The sequence below is a fragment of the Acidovorax sp. 107 genome, from assembly GCF_003058055.1.
Lineage (GTDB): Bacteria > Pseudomonadota > Gammaproteobacteria > Burkholderiales > Burkholderiaceae_C > Acidovorax.
The window spans coordinates 3,218,218-3,236,347 of sequence record NZ_QBTZ01000001.1 but is presented as its reverse complement, the minus strand read 5'-3'; the positions used below and the strand labels follow the sequence as shown (position 1 = coordinate 3,236,347).

Genomic DNA, 18,130 nt, shown 5'->3' with positions numbered 1-18,130 from the left:
GCCGGTGTTGCGCCCACCCTCACCCCGCTGCAAGGACACTGCCCCATGACCCACCCTGCCGCTGAGTACCCGCTGGACGGCGGCTGCACCTGCCGCCATGTGCGTTACCGCCTGCTCACGCCCCCGCTGTTTGTGCACTGCTGCCACTGCCGCTGGTGCCAGCGCGAAAGCGGCGCGGCCTTCGCGTTGAACGCGATGATCGAGGCCGACCGTGTGGAACTGCTCGCAGGCACCCCAGCGATGGTGCACACCCCGTCAGAAAGCGGTCTGGGCCAGCAGATTGCGCGATGCCCGCACTGCCAGGTGACGGTCTGGAGCCACTATGCAGGCGCGGGGCCCGTGATGGCCTTTGTGCGCGTGGGCACGCTGGATGCGCCGGACCACCTGCCGCCCGACATCCACATCTTCACGGCCTCCAAACAGCCCTGGGTGGTGCTGCTGCCCGGGACACCCGCCGTGGCGGAGTACTACGAACGCGATGGGTTGTGGCCTGCGCAAAGCATCGCTCGTCGCCAGGCGGTGCTGCCGCGCATCCAGGCGTACCGTGCGGCTGCAGGGCTCGACCCGGCCTGATGGCGTGTGCCGGGCAGAGACTCAGCGCCTGCGGCACTTTTTGAGCGTCTGCCCCTGTGGCGTGGCGGCCTTGGGTGCCAGTCCCAGGGCGGCGCGCGCCAGCGTGTCGGCGGCGCCATTGCGGTGGCGGGGAATCCACTGGACCTGGGCTTGTGGGAAGAGCTGCAGTGCCTCGCGTGCTTCGTCAAACAGCGTTGCCAGCCGCTCAATCGGTGCCTTGGGGTGGTTGCCCAGCTGCTCCACCAGCACGCTGTTGTCGCTGAACACCTGCACAGGGCTTGATGTGGCGATGCCCTGCAGCGCCAGCCACTGCAATGCCAACATCAGCGCGCGCAACTCGGCCTCGTTGTTGCAGCCGGTAAAGGTGGTGGCTTCGGAGATCTGGTGCTGCACGGTGCCGTCGGGGCCCGTCAGCACCGCCCCCAGGCCCATGCGACCGGGGTTGGGCCAGGCACTGCCATCGCAGTGAATCACCCAGGCACCAGGGGCGAGCGGTGTGGCCGCTCGTGCAGCGGTCACTTGTAGAACGCTTCGACCGTGCCCTTGATCTTGATGAGCAGCGGCTGGCCCTTGCGGTCCACGGTCTTGCCGGCGGGCACCTTCACCCAGCCTTCGCTGATGCAGTATTCCTCCACATCAAACCGCTCCTTGCCATTGAGGCGGATGCCGATGTCGTGCTCGAACACGGCGGCCACATGGTGCGGGCTGCGGGGGTTGACCGACAGGTGGTCGGGCAGGGGGGGCTGGGCGGGGGTTGCGGGGCTTTGGGCTTCGTTCATACAGGTCTCGGGAGAAAGAGAAAACGCAAAGCGCGGATTCTCCGGGATTTGGCGGCACCCGGGCGGGCGAAGCCCCTACCGCACCACCACCCTGCCGTGTCACCGGCCCATTGGCGCCACGCCGATCAGCCACGCGTGGCCCCAGAACGCAAATCCCGCCCAGGCCACTGTGCCCGCCACCACAGCCGCTGCCGTGCCCGCAGCGCTGCCCGCCGCGTACACGGCGCCCTGCGCCCGGTCGCGCTGGCGCGCGGCGCGAAAGCTCAGCACGGCCCACAGCAAAAAGCTGCCAAACAGCAGCACATCGGCCAGGTTGCCGTTGGACAGCAGATGCGCCAGCGCCCACACCTTCACCCCCAGCACCATCGGGTGGTGCAGCCGGGCCTTGATGGCATTGCGTGGCACATAGGTGGCGGCCAGCAGCACAAAGGCGATTAGTGTCAGCAGCGCTGCGGCGTGCCGCATGCCGATGGGCGGCACCCACAGCACTACGGGCTGCTGCCGCGCCAGGCCATAGCCCCACACGATGAGCGCCAGGCCCACGGCCGACACCAGCGAATACAGCCCCTTCCACGGCATCTCGCCCATGCGCGCCAGCGTCTGCGTGCGCCAGCCGTCGGCCACGATGCGCACCGAGTGCACACCCAGAAACAGCACCAGTCCCAGTACCAGATACCCCATGGCCAAGCCTTTCATGTTGTCGTCGTGAACAGGTTATGAGGACGAAGGCGGGTCTGCGCCACCGGTGGCACCGCTCCGTCGTGCAGGTCCCGGTCGATTATCGGCAGAGCAGGCCAGTGCAACCGCCGCGGAGGGACTTGCGCGGCCCCTGCAGACGCATGCTCTGGAGAATGATTGTCAGCCCTGGATTCAAGTCAGAAGTCCCGCAAGCGCTAGTGAATCTTGCGCTAGCAGCTATCAATTCAATAGTAACTGAGCAACGGCATCGCCAGCGGGCAGGTCGAGTCAGGCGCCCGCATGCTGCGCCAGCAGCGCCCCTACCTTGGGCTTGGCGCAGCGCTGCAGCGTTTGCAGCAGCGTGTAGCTGGGCTCGGCCACGCGCCAGCGGGTGCGCAGGTCGTGCTGCATGCGCGCCAGCAGCGCGGCCGCCATTTCGGCATCGGCCAGCGCCCGGTGGGCCTGGCCCGTGCGCGGCAGGCCGTGGTAGTCCACCAGCGTGCCCAGCCTGTGGCTGGGCGCCTCGGGGTACAGGCGCCGCGACAGCAGCACCGTGCACGCAAACGGCTGCGGTGCAGCCAGCCCGGCCAGGGCCAGCTCGGCCTGCCAGAACTTGCTGTCGAACGACGCGTTGTGCGCCACCATGGGCGCATCACCCACAAAGCGCGCGGCGTCCTGCATCACCTGCGCCGCATCGGGTGCGGCGTTCACCATCGCGTTGGTGATGCCGGTGAGCTGGGTGATGAACGACGGAATCCACACCCCTGTCTTCATCAGGCTCTGGAACCGGTCCACCACCTGACCCCGCTCCAGCAGCACGATGGCCACCTCGGTCGCGCGTGCTCCCTGGCCGGGCGAGACGCCGGTGGTTTCAAAGTCGATGACGGCGATGGGGGGCATGGGATTAAAGACTTTGGGAGGTCAACTGCCAGCGAGATGCGCGCCGCAGTATGACCCGGTTGAAGGGTGGCCAGAAACCTTAGTATGAGCGTCCAGAACCCGCGCGCCGGCCCCAGCGGGCTTTGCCAGTTGGCGTCGGGCGCCCTCGCATTTACATTACTTGCGGTCTCGCAACGAGATGTTCCCTAGAGTTTGCAGCGGACCACCTTTGACCTAATACGATGCATCCACCACCTGCTTTTTCACGCGCCTGTGCGGGCGTCGTGTCTATTGGAACAGCCTCGGGGCGCTCTCGCTCGTGGTGGCACTGGCTGGCCACTTGCATCTGCATGGCGCTTTTGCTGATGGTGGTGCCCCACCGTGCCGCAGCCCAAAGCGCGCTGGATGGTTTTGACCCCGGTCCCGGGGCCGACGCCAAAGTCGGGAGCGTTGTCGTGCTATCCGATGGCAAGGTGGTTGTGGGGGGCAATTTCACAAGTATGGGGGGCAATCGCGCAACCATATTGCCCGGCTCAACGCTGACGGCTCGGTAGATACCAGCTTCAGCCCAAACGCTGATAGTGTGGTGCTCAGTCTGGCGATACAGTCTGACGGCAAGCTCTTGGTTGGGGGGGACTTCCGCAATATGGGCGGGCAACCGCGCAGCAGCATCGCCCGGCTCAACGCCGATGGCTCACTGGATGCCAGCTTCAACCCGGATGCCAATTTCGCGGTGCACAGCCTGGCGGTGCAGCCCGATGGCAAAGTGTTGGCGGGTGGCAATTTCACCACTGTGGGTGGGCAACCGTACAACCGCATTGCCCGGCTCAACGCCGACGGCACGGTAGATACCAGCTTCAACCAGAGCGCTGATAGTACGGTGACCGCCATGGCCGTACAGCCCGACGGCAAGGTGCTGATCGGTGGCTATTTCACTCACATCGGCGGACAACCGCGCATAGGCATTGCCCGGCTCAACGCCGATGGCTCGGTGGATGCCAACTTCAATCCGAATGCAAATTACGGCGTGGGGAGCCTGGTGGTGCAGCCCGATGGCAAGGTGCTGGTGGGGGGCAGTTTCACCACCATTGGCGGACAGCCACGCATCCGAATTGCCCGGCTCAACTCCGACGGCACGGCAGATACCAGCTTCAACGCGGAACCAATTAGCGGGGGGCCCTACAGCCTGGCGCTGCAACCGGATGGCAAGGTGCTGGTGGGCGGGGATTTCACGACCATTGCCGGACAACCACGCAACTGCATTGCTCGGCTCAACGTTGATGGCTCGTTAGATGCCAGCTTCGTGGCGGATGCCGGTGGCCCTGTGCATAGCCTGGCGCTGCAGCCCGATGGCAAGGTGCTAGTGGGAGGGGATTTCACCACCATTGGCGGACAACCGCGCAACCGCATTGCCCGGCTCAATGTTGATGGCACGGAAGATGCGGGTTTCAACCCGGGTGTCAACAGATCTGTGCTCAGCCTGGCGCTGCAACCCGATGGCAAGGTGCTGGTGGGAGGGAATTTCACCACCATCGGCGGGCAAACACGCAGCAGCATCGCCCTGCTCAATGTTGATGGCACGGTAGACAACAGCTTCTACTCGGACGCTAATAACGTTGTGTTCAGCCTGGCGGTACAGCCCGACGGAGAGGTGCTGGTGGGTGGCCGTTTCACCACCATCGGCGGGCAAGCGCGCAACCGCATTGCCCGGCTCAACGCTGACGGCTCAGTAAGTGCCACCTTTAACCCCGATGCCGATAACGCAGTGCTCAGCTTGGCGCTGCAGCCCGACGGCAAGGTGGTGGTGGGGGGCGATTTCAGCAATATTGGCGGGCATGCGCGCAACCGCATCGCCCGGCTCAACGCCGACGGCTCGTTAGATATCAGCTTCAACCCGGATGCCAACGCCACGGTGCAATCCCTTGTGGTGCTACCCGATGGAAAGGTGGTGGTGGGGGGCCAGTTCTCAAGTATTGGAGGGCAAGCGCGCAACGGAATTGCCCGGCTCAACGCGGATGGCTCGTTAGATAGCAGCTTCAACCTGGACGCTAATGGCCCTGTGTTCAGCCTGGCGGTGCAGCCCGATGGAAAGGTGCTTGTGGGGGGACTCTTCAGCGCCATCGGCGGGCAAGCGCGCAACCGCATTGCGCGGCTTAACATCGACGGCACGGCAGATATCAACTTCAACCCGGATGCTGATGGCAATGTGGCCAGTGTGGCGGTGCAGCCCGATGGCAAAGTGTTGGTGGGAGGTGATTTCGCGAATATTGGCGGGCAAGCGCGCAACGGCATTGCGCGGCTGAACGTGCCAGAGATGGCCCTTCAGTCCTTGCGCGCTACCCTCGATGGAACTGGCCTGCGCTGGATGCGCAGCGGCGCTGGCCCCGAACTCAGTCAAGTGCGCTTTGCGGTGTCGAGCATTGAGAATGCCAGTGAGGCAGCCTGGACGGATCTGGGTGCCGCCACACGGGTAGCAGGTGGCTGGGCGCTGGACGGGCTGACCTTCCCCACTGGAGCCCTCGTGTGGGTGCGTGCGCAGGGCATCGCCACGGGCGGCTACCAGAACGGCTCGTCGTCCCTCGTGCGGTCGGTGCGTGAACTGTTCTTGGTCACCGCTCCGGGCGCACCCACTGGGTTGGTGGCCACCGCTGGCAATGGTGCCGTTACCCTGAGCTGGACAGCACCTTCGAGTGACGGCGGCAGCGCCATCACGGGCTACACCGTCACAGGGGTTCCGGCCGGCAGTTGCACCGCCACGGCCCCTGCCACCACCTGCACAGTGCCGGGCCTGACCAACGGCGTCGCGCACACCTTCACCGTCACAGCCGCCAATGGTGCTGGCACTGGCAGCCCTTCAACGCCGGCATCGGCCACGCCCCAGGCCGCAGTGCCGGGTGCGCCCACGGGCTTGACAGCCGTAGCAGGTGACGGGGCCGTGGCCCTGTCGTGGACCGCCCCTGTCAACGACGGCGGTAGCCCCATCATTGGCTATGCGGTCACAGGGGCTCCGGCCGGCAGTTGCAACACCACCGGCGCGCTCACCTGCACCATCTCGGGCCTGACCAATGGCGTGGCCCACACCTTCAGCGTGCGGGCCATCAATGGGGCGGGTGCCGGAAATGCTTCGGCGTCTGCAAACGCCACCCCACAGCTGTGGACCCAGCCTCCTGTGACCTTGCCAGGTGGTGGCAATGCAGGAGTGCAAGTGGGTGCCCCACCCGGTTGCACGATTTCTGGAATGCAGATCGGCACCTCCGTGCCGCCAGGAGCGCCAGCTGGCGCGAGCTTCCCACTGGGCGTCGCCAGCTTCACCGCAGCGGGTTGCGCCAATGCCACCTTGTCGGTGCGCATTGACTACCCCGCAGGCAGCCTGAATGGTTTGCAGCCCTACAAGTACGGCCCTGCAGCCGCAGGGGCTGCGCCCACCTGGTTTGCACACGGAACGGTGGTGGGTGATTCGGTGATCTTCAGCGTCACCGACAACGGTGTGGGCGACAACAACCCAGTACTAGGCGCCATCGCAGATCCATTTGCGCCGGTGCTCCTGCCAGGACCTCCCCCCAGTGCTACTTCGATACCGACCCTGAACGCGTGGGGGCTGATTGCACTGTCGCTGTTGGCGCTGGTGCTCGGTGTGGGTAGTCTGCGCCAGCGTTCCATGCTGTAAGCGGTTGGAGGACGGCCGCTGGCGCGGACACCCCGCACCAGTCCGCTGAGGTTTCAGGACGATCCGCCGCATCGCTCTGGGGGTGTTCGCCAAACGCGGTTCGGCGGGGCTGCCCGTGAGGAATCCACGCCCCGGCCCCCCGGTCTTCAGCCCTTTTGCTGTTCCTTCATCCAGCGGCTTGGCTGGACGCGGTGTAGATCGTCGAAGCGATGGGCGCAGCGGTGCCGGCAGAGACCTGCTGGAGCGATGCCATGGGAGCGGTGAGCGCGTCGCCGGCGGATTTTGGTTTGGGGTTTGGGCGCATGCAAAGCAGGCCCGCGTGCGGCAGCCCTGCGGTAGTGCGTGCCCTACACTGCCCCACCCATTTTCTCCACAGACCAAGCGGAGCAACGCATGAAAAGCAAGAACGGCACCGATTCAGCCTGGCTCAACCCCGCACTGGAGTACCTGCCGCAATGGCTGGACTTGCAACTGGAGCGCTATCGCCAGCCCGGGTGTTCCGTGGCCATTGCGCGCGGCGGCGAGACCGTGGCAGAGCTGGCGCTGGGGGTGGCCGACATGCGCACCCACAAGCAACTCACACCCCGGCACCGCCTGCGCATTGCCTCGCACTCCAAGACCTTCACCGCAGCGGGTGTCATGCTGCTGCGCGAGCAGGGTAAGGTCGGGCTGGACGACCCCATTGGCCGCTATGTCGATGGCCTGCACAAGGACCTGGCCCGCGCGCGCATCGGCGAGCTGCTTTCGCACAGTGCGGGGGTGACGCGCGATGGCCCCGATGCCGGCCAGTTTCTGGACCGGCGGCCGTTTCTCTCGCGCACCGAGCTGCTGGCGGACCTGCGCGCCAAGCCGCCGCTGGAGGCGGGCGTGCAGCTCAAGTATTCCAACCACGGCTACGGCCTGCTGGGGCTGATGATGGAGCAGGTCACCGGCACGGACTACGCGCGCTGGATGCAGCGCCACGTGATTGCCGCCGCCGGCCTGGAAGAGACCGCGCCCGACATGCCCCACCTGCCCCGGCGCGCGCCCCTGGCCGTGGGCCACAGCAGTGAGTTTCCGTTCGGCCAGCGCCTGATCGTGCCGGGCGACAACCCGTGCGACGCCATGGCCCCGGCGGCCGGGTTTGTGTCCACCGCGTCGGACGTAGCCCGCTTCTTTTCACAGCTGGCGCCGGACAGCCCGCACAGCATCCTCTCGCCCGCCAGCCGCCGTGAGATGGCGCAACGCCGCTGGCGCGACCCCTGCAACCTGTTCGAGTCGCATTACGGCCTGGGCACCATGCTCAGCGCGCCGGGCCCCCGCGAATGGGTGGGCCACACCGGCAGCCTGCAAGGGTTCTTGTCGCGCACGGCGCGGTTCCCTGCTCTAGACCTGACGGTGACCGTGTTGACCAACGCGCAGGATGGTTTGTCCACCGAGTGGGTGGAGGGCATTGCCAGCATCCTGTTTGCGTTCCAGCAGCATGGTGCGCCGGGCAGGAAGGAAGCCGCCTGGGCGGCGCGCTGGTGGAGCCTGTGGGGCGCGAGCGACCTGGTGCCCATGGGCAAGGTGGTGTGTCAGGTGGTGCCCGCCATGTTCGTGCCCTTCAACGCGGCCACCACCGAGCTGGCGGTCACCGGGCGCGACACCGGTGTGGTGCAGAAAGCATCGGCCTACGCCAGCCCGGGCCAGCCGGTGCGCCGCGTGCGCGATGCCAAGGGCGTGCCCGCCGAACTGTGGGTGGGCGGCACCCAGCTGTTGCCCAAGGACGCCATGCTGGCCGAGGCCACCCGGCGTTATCGCAAGGCGCGCAATGCGCCGCGATGACGCTGGCTGCGCCTTGCGGTCAGAGTTTTGCTATTGATTGTGTAGCTGTCAGGGTAATATGCACTGGCGCTACGAGCCGATTTGGCTGTTGAAGCGGTCTGTGGGCTCCAGCACATGGGGCCCGGCGTGCCGGGCCGCACACAGCGGCGCCGCTCAGGACAAGGTCAGTTCCTTGTGCTCGCCCAGGTGACGCGGGGGATCGCCGGTGATCGCGGCCTTGGCCATCTGGAACAGCTGCACCATCTTGCTTTCGTCCACGTTCCAGTACTCGGCATGGCGGATGCGCACTGCGAGCAGCGCTAAGTCCGGGTCGGACACACCGCCCGGGAACCAGGCCTTGGCCATGGGCGACCACAGGGCCTCCTTCAGCGCGCGGTCATCCACAAACCGCGCCTGGCCGGACACGGACACATAGCTGTCGTCGTCGGGGTTGGCATATGACACGTTCACTTCGCCGTCGGTCAACAGGCGCTCGTACAGTTCGCCCGATTGGGAGATGAAGAAATACAGCTCGGCCTGCTCATCCAGCTGCCGGTTTTGGGTGGTCAGCGGGTGCGCGTGCAGCATGCCCGTGGACGTGCGGTGCGTGAGCATGCCAAAGCGGGTGTCCTTGATGAGCTTCCACAGGGTTTCGTGGGCGGGGGATTCAGTGTGCATGGGGCCTCCAGCAGGGGGAGTCAAAGGGTCCGCGCGATCCGGGTGATCACGCGGCCATCCATGCACTCTAGGCACCCTTGCTGGACCCTGGCGTCGGCGTGCAGCGCCGATGCCTGTGGGTGCTTGTCTGACACGGGGAGCTGCGCCCCGTGCCGATCAGGCCTTCTTGAGAAATTCTGACTTGAGCAGCATGCTGCCCAGGTCGGTCTTGCAGTCCACGTTGTGGCCGTCGGCACCATCGACCAGGCGGATGCTCTTGATCTTGGTGCCCTTCTTGAGCGTGGACGACGAGCCCTTGACCTTGAGGTCTTTCACCAAAATCACCGCATCACCATCGGCCAGCGGGTTGCCATTCGCATCCCGCACGATGCCGTCGCCCGCTTCGGCGGCATCGGTGTCGGCAGCGTCGGCCACCTGGGGCCATTCAAACGCGCAGTCCGGGCACACGTAGTTGCTGCCGTCGGGGTAGGTGTTCTCCTGGCCGCATTGGGGGCAGGCAGGTACGGTGTGGGGCATGGAGGTCCTCTCTGGGGTTGTTGTAGTGGTTATGGAATCGAAGGGGGCAAAGTATCACCGCTTCACAGCGGCGCACGTTGTTCCAGCGCAAACGGTGGCAGCCCCTTGAGCAGGCGCTGGCCGTAGCTGGTGCGCACCAGGCGCTTGTCGTAGCAGTAAACATGGGCCTGGTCTTCCTCGGTGCGGATCGCGCGGCCCACCCATTGCGCGAGGCGGATAGCGGTGGCGGGCACCACCAGCTCGCTGAAGGGGTCGCGCCCCACGGCGCGCAGCCACTCGGCGCGGGCTTCGCCCACCGGGTCGTCGGGCGGGGCAAAGGGCAGCTTGGTGATGAACACCGATTCGCACAGCCGCCCGGGCAAATCCAACCCTTCGCCAAACGACTGCATGCCGAAGATGACCGAGGGCTCGCCGTTCTCCACCCGCTCGCGGTGGCGCTTGAGCAGCTGTGTGCGTGGCAGCGCGTTCTGCACCAGCACCACGCTGCGCATGGCGGTGGGCAGCGCATCCACGGCCTGGCGCATCTGCTCGCGCGAGGTGAACAGCACCAGCGCGCCGTATTCCACGCGCGCAATGTCGTGCAGCAGCGCATCGACCATCTCGGTGGTGAACTGCGCGGCGTTCTTGGGGTCGGCGCGGGTTTCGGCCGCAATCAGCGTGCCTTGCGCGGCGTAGTTGAAGGGGCTGGGCACTTCGAGCGTGGTGGTGGCCTCATCGCCATGCAGGCCCGCCTCGCGCAAGAAGAAATCAAAGTGCCCGCAGCTGGTGAGCGTGGCCGATGTCAGCACCGCACCGCGCACCGCGCTCCACAGGTGGTTGCGCAGCGTGGTGCCGGGCAGAATGGGGCTGGCATGCGCCTTGACCACGATGAAGTCGCCATCCACCTCCAGCGCGAACCACTTGGCGGCAGGCACGGCGCCCTCGGGCGCATCCTGCAGCAGCAGTTGCGCGGTGGCGTGCAGCTCTTCCAGGCGCGGGGCCAGCATGCCGATCTGCGCGTACAGCGTGGACAGGCGCTTGGCCTCGTCGGGCTTGTCGCGCATCTCGGCGCGCAGGGCTTTGCTGATGGCGCGCAGCGCGTCGAGGAAGCCCTCGGCACTCGCAGCCAGCAGGCCCAACGGCGCAATCAGCTGTTCTGGCAACTCGCCCCGTGGCACACGCACGCGCGCGGGGCCCCAGGCGCTGGGCTGGCTCTTGAGCTGGGCGCCGTACACGTCCATCACGATGCGCGCCAGGTCCTGCAGTGTCTGCCGCAGCTGCGCCGAGTGCTTGGGGATGTCGGCAATTTCCTCCACCTCCAGCAGCGCGCCAATGCGCAGACCCCGGCTCGACAGCCGCTCAATCCAGGTGATGCGCGACAGGTCCATGCTGCACGCGAATTGATCCAAAGCGGTCGATGGCAGGTGGTGGGCTTCGTCCAGCACCAAGAGGCAGTTGTCCAGCTCGGGCAGCACGCGCGCGCCCAGGGACGACAGCAGCAGATCGTGGTTGGCCACGATCACCTGCGCACCCACCAGCTCCTTGCGCTTGTCGTAGTAAGTGCACTGGCTGAAGGCCGGGCAGTGCTTGCCGGTGCACGAGGCCCCCTCGGCCGCCACGGGGCTCCACACCTCGGGCTCGGGCGGGGTGTCGAGGCTGTCACGGTCACCATCCCACGCGCCCTTCGACAGCGTCTGCGCCATCGTCGAATAGAACTGGATGCGCGCCTCGGTCTCATGCCGGGGGCGCTTGGCGCGGGCAGCGGCTTCTTCTTCGGCAAACAGGTCGTCGTCGGCCTCTTCCTCGGCCTCGCCCGTGCCCGCCAGGCGGTCGAGCTTGAGCTTGCACACATAGCGCCCGCGCCCCTTGGCCAGCGCAAACTTGAAGGGCTGCGGCATCAGCGCGGCCAGCGCGGGCAGGTCCTTGTTGACCAGCTGCTCCTGCAATGCCACGGTGGCGGTGGAGATCAGCACCCGCGTGCCACGCGACAGTGCCAGCGCAATGGCGGGGGCGCAGTACGCTAGCGACTTGCCCACACCCGTACCCGCCTGGATCACAGCGATGGAGCGCGTGGGTGCGTCTTCACCGCTTTCTTCATCCACCTTGCCCAGCGTGGCGCTGCTGAAGGTGTGCGCCACCTGCTCGGCCATCAGCCGCTGGCCAGCGCGGCTGCGAAACCCCTCGGTGGCCTGCACCACCGCATCGAAAGATTCAAGGGCCTGCGCGGCCCACACCTGTTGAGACATACAGTAGTGTCGCATGGCTTGGACGGCCAGCGGCTCCAGGGGCTTGTGCGCACCGTCTCCATCTCCCGTCGATTGGATGGCCTGTGGGCCTACAAGGCGACGAAGGGGGCGTTTTTACGATCCATGGGATGGGACCCGCTGCGGTCCCAACCCAGGAGACCCCATGCCCCGCAAAATCCACCCCGACGAACCCACCTCGGCCCCCGCCGGACCGGAGCCTTCGGTCGACACCACCAAGCGCCAGGCGCCCGGACCCACCACGCAGGGGCCGTTGAAAGCGGGCCCTGCGGCCGCCAAGGAAGAAAAGCCCAAGCTGCCCCATGAGCGTGACGAGTCCGTGGACATGACCCATGGGAAACCTGACGCACAAATCGAGCAGGCGTACCGCGATGTGCAGCGGGGCCTGCAAGACACCGACCGGGGGCCACCGGCGGACAGGGCTTACCAGAAGCAAAAGCGTTGACCGCCTTTTGGATGCTTCACTATTGATAGCTGGCAGTGCTTATGCAAAAAGCACCTGTGGCTATTTTTGCCTGAAATTGCGGTTGTATCGCCCGTGGCGTTCACCCCCGCTCGCGCAGCGCTCGCTCAATCCGGTCCCGCCGCACCGTCGTCTTGGGCACCTTGAACGGAAACCAGCTGCGCACGTCTTCTTCGAGCCCGATGCCGTGCATGTAGTTGTAGATGGCCTTCTTCAGCGCGCCGCCCAGCGCGTCGTGGTCCACCCCCGTGGGGTCGATGAAGGCCACGTCGTTCTTGGCGAAGTCGCCCGGGGGCAGCGGGGCCAGCGTCACGCCGTACTCCTCGGGGTTCTTGCCCACGGGTGAATGCACGGTGCAGGCAAAGCGGTGGAAGAACCCGCTCTGAATGCAGCCGTTGGCGAACAGCTGGCGCACGTATTCAAGCGCGTCCACCGTGTCCTGCACCGTCTGGGTCGGGAAGCCGTACATCAGGTACGCATGCACCAGGATGCCGGCGTCGGTGAAGGCCCGGGTCACACGCGCCACCTGGTCCACCGACACGCCTTTTTTCATGAGCTGCAGCAGCCGGTCCGACGCCACCTCCAGACCGCCGGAGATGGCGATGCAGCCGCTGTCGGCCAGCAGCTCGGCCAGCTCGGGCGTGAAGGTTTTTTCAAACCGCACATTGCCCCACCAGCTGATGCCTGCGTTGCGCGCAATCAGCTCGGTGGCCAGGGCCTTGAGCGCCTTGGGCGGTGCGGCCTCGTCCACAAAGTGAAAGCCCGTCTGCCCTGTCTCGCGCACGATCTGCTCGATGCGGTCGGCCAGCACGCCAGCACTCGCACCCTCGTAGCGGCTGATGTAGTCCAGGCTCACATCGCAAAAGCTGCACTTCTTCCAGTAGCAGCCGTGCGCCACGGTGAGCTTGTTCCAGCGCCCGTCGCTCCACAGGCGGTGCATTGGGTTGAGCATGTCCAGCAGCGACAGGTAGCGGTCCAGCGGCAGGCCGTCCCAGGTGGGCGTGCCCACCTCGGCGAAGGCGATGTCGGCTTCCATCATGTTGATGTACTGCACCGTGCCGTCGCCGCCTTCTTCATCATTGCGCACAAAGGTGCGCACCAGGCGCTGGCGGCCGCGCTCGCCGCGCAGGTGCTCCAGCAGCGCCAGCAGCGGGCGTTCGCCCGCGTCCAGCGTCACGTAGTCGAAGTGGTCGAACACGCGCGGGTCGGCCAGCTCGCGCAGTTCGGTGTTCACAAAGCCACCGCCGAGCACGGTGGCGATGTGTGGGTAGCGTGCCTTGATGGCCTGCGCGATGCGGAACGCCGCGTACACGGACCCGGGGAAGGGCACCGACAGCAGCACCACATCGGGCTGGTGGCGGGCGATGGCTTCGTGGGTGAGTTGCTCCAGCAGCTCGTCCACCAGCGTGGGCGGCGCAGCCAGTGCATTGGCCAGCGGGTCGAACGTGGGCTGGCTGCCCGCCAGCGATTCGGCGTAGCGCACGAACTCAAAGCGCTCGTCCACCGCATCGCGCAGCACGTCGGCCAGGTCGTTCAGATACAGCGTGGCCAGGTGCTTGGCCTTGTCGGTCAGGCCCAGGGCGCCAAAGGCCCAGCCCAGCGGGTCGCCGCCTTCGTCATCCACATAGACGTCGAGCGTGGCAAAACGCGGGCCTTCGGGCAGGTAGTTGCGGCCCACGATGCGGTGCGCCAGCGTGCTGTCGCGCCCCTGCAAAAAGGCGATGGCCGGGCCGATGGTGGCGAGGTAACGGTCTTTTTGCGCCGCAAAACTTTGCACAGCGGGGCTCTGCTTCTTGGTGGGCAGCGCGTCCACTTTGGCGGCCACGGCCTTCAGGCCCTCGGGCGACAGCAGGCGCAGCACCAGTGCCAGCGCCAGGTCTTCCTGGGCGGCGGCAACCCCGCGCGAGCGCAGAAAGCCCGTGAGGTAGGCGGTGGAGGGATAAGGCGTGTTCAGCTGCGTCATCGGCGGGATGACAGCGAGCACGCGGCACGGGGAAGAGGCCATGGAACGTGGAGGTGGTGAACGCCGATTATCCCGGCCATCGCCTTGCCATGGGGCGGTGTGGCTACTGCCGTGCCTGGGCAGCTGCAGGGCGGTGCGATTCAGCGGTGTGCTGCCGCGCCGCTGCGCGCTTGCGCCAGTGCGTCTTGGGCGTTGCGGCGTGCGAGCTTGACCCGGTACATGGTCTGGTCTGCCACGCGCAGCACGTCTTCGATGCTGCGCTGCTGGTCGGGGGTGATGGTGACCACGCCCACGCTGGCGCCGCCATAGTCGAGCGACGCGCCAGCCAGGTCAAACCGTCCTTGCGTAACGTGGGTGATGCGCTGGCTGAGGGCGTCCTGCGCAGGTTGTGCGGCTTCATCTACGCCATCGCTCAGACTGACCACCACGAACTCGTCGCCGCCCAGCCTTGCCGCCAGGTCCTCTGCGCGCAGCGCCCCCTGCAGGCGCTGCGCGACGGACACGAGGAACTGGTCGCCCACTTCGTGGCCGTAGGTGTCGTTGATGGCCTTGAAGCCGTCGAGGTCGATGAAGGCGATCTGCACGCCCATCTGGCGACGACGGCCCTGCGCGAGCATGCGGTCCAGCGCCTGCATGAGGGCGCGGCGGTTGGGCAGGCCCGTGAGCTGGTCCGTGGCGGCCACGGCGCTGAGCTTTTCGTTGGCCACCAGCAGTTTCTGGATCAGCTGCTCGCGCTCCACCTGCTGGCCAATCAGGTAGGCGAACAGCGTGAGGATGCGCTCGGCCTCTGGGGTGCGCGGGCGGCGCTGGGTGCTGGCCGCACACAGCGTGCCGTACAGTGCTCCGTCACCCATGCGCACAGGCTTGCTCACGTAGGTGCGGATGCCCAGGTCGCGAGCGGCCTGCGAATCGCCCCAGCAGGCGGGCACATCGTCGGTGAAGGTGCGGCCTTCTTCGAGTGCCCGCTTGCACAGCGTGTCGTTCCAGGGCACGCTCAGGCCTTCTGGGATCTGCATGGCGCTGGAGTTGCGTGCATACAGCACATGCTGCACGCCCTGTGCCTCGTCGATGGACGTGAGGTAGGTGGACTCGAGCCCGGTCACCGCCTCCAGCATCTCCAGCAGCGGACGCGTCAGCTCCTCCACGGACCGTGCCGCAGTGACGGATTCGGACAGATGGTCAAGAAGTTCGCTCATACGCCGGAAATTATGCGGTGCTGTATCGCCTTTGGCCATGGCAGCCTCGGGCTGCGGATCAGTCCATGGGGGCGGGCTCTGCGGGGGGCAGGTAGTTGTTCTTCACCCGCACATAGTGCTCGGCCGAATACTTGAGGTACGCAATCTCCGCATCGGTGAGCGCGCGCTGGCGCACTGCGGGGCGGCCGATGTAGAGGTAGCCGCTCTCCAGCACCTTGCCGGGCGAGACCAGGCTGCCTGCGCCCAGCATCACGCGGTCTTCGATGATGGCGTCATCCATCACGATGGAGCCCATGCCAATGAGACATTCGTTGCCAATGCGGCAGCCGTGCAGGATCACCGAGTGGCCCACCGTGACGTAGTCGCCAATCACCAGTGGCGAGCCCTCGGGCTTGCTGGCGTTGCGGTGCGAGACATGGCCCATCGTCAGGTCTTGCACATTGCTACACACGCCCACGGTGATGCGGTTCACATCGCCGCGCAGCACGGCGTTGCACCACACCGAGCTGTCGCGGCCCAGGGTGACGTCGCCGATCACCTGGGCAGAGTCGTGGATGAAAACGCCGGTGTCCAGAACCGGGGCGGTGTCGAGGTAAGGAGCGATGGGCATCGTGGTTTCAGGCTGCGTGGAAAGAACGGGCGAGCGTAGTGCAAATCGCTCCGCGTGCCTGCGTGCTGGCCCGGGTGGTGGCGTTGATCAGCGCGCTGGGGCGCGGCGGGGGATGGGCTTGGAAGGTGTTGCGGCCCGGGTTGTCGCTGCCTTGCCGGTGCTTCCAGCCTTGGCCTTTTTTGCGAGTGGTTGTGCCTCTTGGTTAGGCGCGGCGTAGAACCCCAGGAACATGTCCACCGCATCGCCCAGCACCTGCTGCTGCTGCGCTGTGCTCAAGGGCGGCTGGCCCATGGCCAGCTGGGGCCAGAACGCAAACGCCTTGACCATGCCCTGCAGTTGCTGCGCGGCATAGGGCACATCCATGGTGGCGCGCAGGCGGCCGTCCTGCTGGGCGGCACGCAGCCAGCGCGGCAGGCCCTCCTCCTTGGCCGAGAGTTTGGCGGTGATGCCGCGCGCGCGTTCGGGCGAATGCATCATGTCGGCCATGGCCACGCGGCTCAGGTCGATGAAGCTCGCGTCGTTGAGCAGGCGCATCTTTTGCGCCAGCAGCTCCAGCAGCTGGTCGCGCAGCGGGCGCGTGGGGGTGTAGGCCAGTTCGTCGGGCGACTGGCTGCGCTCCCACATCAGCAGCAGGATGGCCTCGAACAGCTCTTCCTTGCTCGGGAAGTGGTTGTACACCGTGCGCTTGGACACATCCGCCGCTGCCGCCACGCGGTCCATGCTGGTGCCGTTGAAGCCGTGTTCGCGGAACTCGCCGATGGCAGCCTGCACGATGGCATCGCGCTTGCGGTCGGTCAGGCGGGGTGTGGGCTGGGGGGCGTTCATGTGCAAATTTTACACCGGGTAGTTTACTTTTCTAAAAAGTGAACTACACTGTGCAGTGTAATTTCTATGTCGCAGATCCGGTGCCCTTCCCTTTCACCCATCGCCGCCGTCTGCTCCCGGCACTTTGTGTCGCCCTCGTTGTACTGATCGCCATGGCCTACAGCCTCTTTTCCCGCGCCGCCCAGCCGGTGGCCGCTTATGAACAGTCGCCGCAGTTCGCGGGTGGCAAGTTTCGCAACGCGGCGCCGCGCCATGCGCTGGGCGCCCTCAAGACGCTGCAGGTGATGTGGCGCTTTGCCACCGGCAAGCCCGACGACTCGGTGCCGCGAGAGCCCGTGCCGGTGTATGCCGTGATGCGGTCGGATTTGCTGGCCGCGCCCGACCTGAGCCTGTGGCGCCTGGGGCACTCCACCCTGCTCTTCAAGATCAACGGCCAGTTCTGGCTGACCGACCCGGTGTTTTCCGAGCGGGCTTCGCCCTTCCAGTTCATGGGCCCCAAGCGTTTTCATGCGCCGCCCATCACGATTGACGAGCTACCGCCCATCACCGGCGTGGTCCTGTCGCACGACCATTACGACCACCTGGACTACGCCGCCATCCAGAAGCTCGCACCCAAGGTGGAGCACTTCATTACCCCGCTGGGCGTGGGCGACCGGCTCATTGGCTGGGGCGTGCCTGCGGCCAAGGTGCAGCAGTTCGACTGGTGGCAGGGCACCACCATTGGTGGGCTGCAGCTGGTGGCCGCGCCTGCGCAGCATTTCTCGGGCCGGGGTCTGTCCGACGGCAATAGCACGCTGTGGGCCTCGTGGGTGCTGATCGCGGGCCAAGGAGCTGACCAGATGCGCATCTTCTTCAGTGGCGACACGGGCTACTTCGACGGCTTCAAGGCGATTGGCGAGCGGTTCGGTCCGTTCGATCTGACGCTGATCGAAACCGGCGCTTACAACGCCGATTGGCCCGACATCCACATGCATCCCGAGGAGAGCCTGCAGGCCCATCTGGATGTGCAGGGGCGTCATCTGTTCCCCATCCACAACGGCACCTTCGACCTGTCGCTGCACCCGTGGGTGGAGCCGTTCGAGCGCATCACCGCGCTCGCAGCGGCAGCGCAGGTGCCGCTGGTGGCGCCCATCATGGGCGAGCGGCTGGACATCCGCGCGCCCGCGCTGTCCACGCACTGGTGGCGCAAGGTGGAGCCGCAGGCGGTGGTTCAGACGGAGGGCCTTGGCACGGCCCTGGCCCCGCAGCCCGGCGCGTGGTGACGCACCAGCGTCC

Annotated in this window: 16 protein-coding genes; 5 read left to right on the top strand and 11 right to left on the bottom strand. The window is 66.2% G+C overall.

All coding sequences use genetic code 11. The annotated features are described in order from the left end of the window. Nucleotides 1-45: 45 nt before the first annotated feature. Nucleotides 46-573 (top strand): GFA family protein, encoded by a 528-nt coding sequence (locus C8C99_RS15080; protein WP_108626167.1) that lies wholly within the window; start codon nucleotides 46-48, stop codon nucleotides 571-573. A 21-nt stretch (nucleotides 574-594) separates the two neighbouring features. Here the strand turns inward: C8C99_RS15080 and C8C99_RS15075 are convergent, their stop codons facing one another. The 4 genes from C8C99_RS15075 to C8C99_RS15060 all read right to left on the bottom strand — a co-directional run bounded on the left by C8C99_RS15075 (nucleotide 595) and on the right by C8C99_RS15060 (nucleotide 2,930). Continuing rightward, nucleotides 595-1,092, bottom strand: coding sequence for a ribonuclease HI family protein (locus tag C8C99_RS15075; RefSeq protein ID WP_108626166.1), 498 nt, complete (start codon nucleotides 1,090-1,092; stop codon nucleotides 595-597). After that, nucleotides 1,089-1,352, bottom strand: a complete 264-nt coding sequence (locus C8C99_RS15070) for a DUF3297 family protein (RefSeq protein ID WP_108626165.1) — start codon at nucleotides 1,350-1,352, stop codon at nucleotides 1,089-1,091. Before C8C99_RS15070 ends, C8C99_RS15075 begins: the two co-directional genes overlap by 4 nt. A 99-nt stretch (nucleotides 1,353-1,451) precedes the next feature. After that, the gene (locus C8C99_RS15065; RefSeq protein ID WP_108626164.1) at nucleotides 1,452-2,033 is read right to left on the bottom strand and encodes an NnrU family protein; all 582 of its coding nucleotides are present in this window, start codon (nucleotides 2,031-2,033) and stop codon (nucleotides 1,452-1,454) included. A gap of 285 nt (nucleotides 2,034-2,318) precedes the next feature. Further along, a complete protein-coding gene (locus C8C99_RS15060; RefSeq protein ID WP_108626163.1) occupies nucleotides 2,319-2,930 on the bottom strand; it encodes a PolC-type DNA polymerase III in 612 nt (203 codons plus the stop codon). Between the two features lie 439 nt (nucleotides 2,931-3,369). Here C8C99_RS15060 and C8C99_RS15050 point away from each other — a divergent pair, with 439 nt between their 5' ends. Both C8C99_RS15050 and C8C99_RS15045 read left to right on the top strand, forming a co-directional pair. Next, nucleotides 3,370-6,576: an IPTL-CTERM sorting domain-containing protein gene (locus C8C99_RS15050; protein ID WP_369867758.1), complete on the top strand. Its 3,207-nt coding sequence runs from the start codon at nucleotides 3,370-3,372 to the stop codon at nucleotides 6,574-6,576. Nucleotides 6,577-6,969: 393 nt separating this feature from the next. Next, nucleotides 6,970-8,382 (top strand): serine hydrolase, encoded by a 1,413-nt coding sequence (locus C8C99_RS15045; RefSeq protein ID WP_108626161.1) that lies wholly within the window; start codon nucleotides 6,970-6,972, stop codon nucleotides 8,380-8,382. 153 nt (nucleotides 8,383-8,535) lie between these two features. On the opposite strand, the gene C8C99_RS15040 is transcribed toward C8C99_RS15045, so the two are convergent. The 3 genes from C8C99_RS15040 to dinG all read right to left on the bottom strand — a co-directional run bounded on the left by C8C99_RS15040 (nucleotide 8,536) and on the right by dinG (nucleotide 11,780). After that, nucleotides 8,536-9,039 (bottom strand): pyridoxamine 5'-phosphate oxidase family protein, encoded by a 504-nt coding sequence (locus C8C99_RS15040; protein ID WP_108626160.1) that lies wholly within the window; start codon nucleotides 9,037-9,039, stop codon nucleotides 8,536-8,538. 156 nt (nucleotides 9,040-9,195) lie between these two features. Then, the gene (locus C8C99_RS15035) at nucleotides 9,196-9,555 is read right to left on the bottom strand and encodes a zinc ribbon domain-containing protein YjdM (RefSeq protein WP_056643602.1); all 360 of its coding nucleotides are present in this window, start codon (nucleotides 9,553-9,555) and stop codon (nucleotides 9,196-9,198) included. 62 nt (nucleotides 9,556-9,617) lie between these two features. Continuing rightward, nucleotides 9,618-11,780 (bottom strand): ATP-dependent DNA helicase DinG, encoded by a 2,163-nt coding sequence (gene dinG / locus C8C99_RS15030; RefSeq protein WP_108626159.1) that lies wholly within the window; start codon nucleotides 11,778-11,780, stop codon nucleotides 9,618-9,620. 163 nt (nucleotides 11,781-11,943) lie between these two features. Between dinG and C8C99_RS15025 the strand changes: the two genes are divergently transcribed. Continuing rightward, on the top strand, nucleotides 11,944-12,243 hold the full coding sequence (locus C8C99_RS15025; RefSeq protein ID WP_108626158.1) for a hypothetical protein: 300 nt from the start codon (nucleotides 11,944-11,946) through the stop codon (nucleotides 12,241-12,243). Between the two features lie 100 nt (nucleotides 12,244-12,343). On the opposite strand, the gene C8C99_RS15020 is transcribed toward C8C99_RS15025, so the two are convergent. From C8C99_RS15020 to C8C99_RS15005, 4 genes are all read right to left on the bottom strand, one after another. Next, entirely contained in the window at nucleotides 12,344-14,266 is a 1,923-nt protein-coding gene (locus tag C8C99_RS15020) for a radical SAM protein (protein WP_199226414.1), read from the bottom strand. 98 nt (nucleotides 14,267-14,364) lie between these two features. Next, the gene (locus C8C99_RS15015; protein ID WP_108626156.1) at nucleotides 14,365-15,420 is read right to left on the bottom strand and encodes a sensor domain-containing diguanylate cyclase; all 1,056 of its coding nucleotides are present in this window, start codon (nucleotides 15,418-15,420) and stop codon (nucleotides 14,365-14,367) included. Nucleotides 15,421-15,478: 58 nt separating this feature from the next. Continuing rightward, entirely contained in the window at nucleotides 15,479-16,030 is a 552-nt protein-coding gene (locus C8C99_RS15010; RefSeq protein WP_108626155.1) for a gamma carbonic anhydrase family protein, read from the bottom strand. Nucleotides 16,031-16,117: 87 nt separating this feature from the next. Continuing rightward, nucleotides 16,118-16,855, bottom strand: a complete 738-nt coding sequence (locus C8C99_RS15005) for a TetR/AcrR family transcriptional regulator (RefSeq protein WP_108626154.1) — start codon at nucleotides 16,853-16,855, stop codon at nucleotides 16,118-16,120. 152 nt (nucleotides 16,856-17,007) lie between these two features. On the opposite strand from C8C99_RS15005, the gene C8C99_RS15000 reads away from it, so the two are divergent. Next, a complete protein-coding gene (locus C8C99_RS15000; RefSeq protein WP_108626153.1) occupies nucleotides 17,008-18,117 on the top strand; it encodes an MBL fold metallo-hydrolase in 1,110 nt (369 codons plus the stop codon). Nucleotides 18,118-18,130 lie beyond the last annotated feature (13 nt).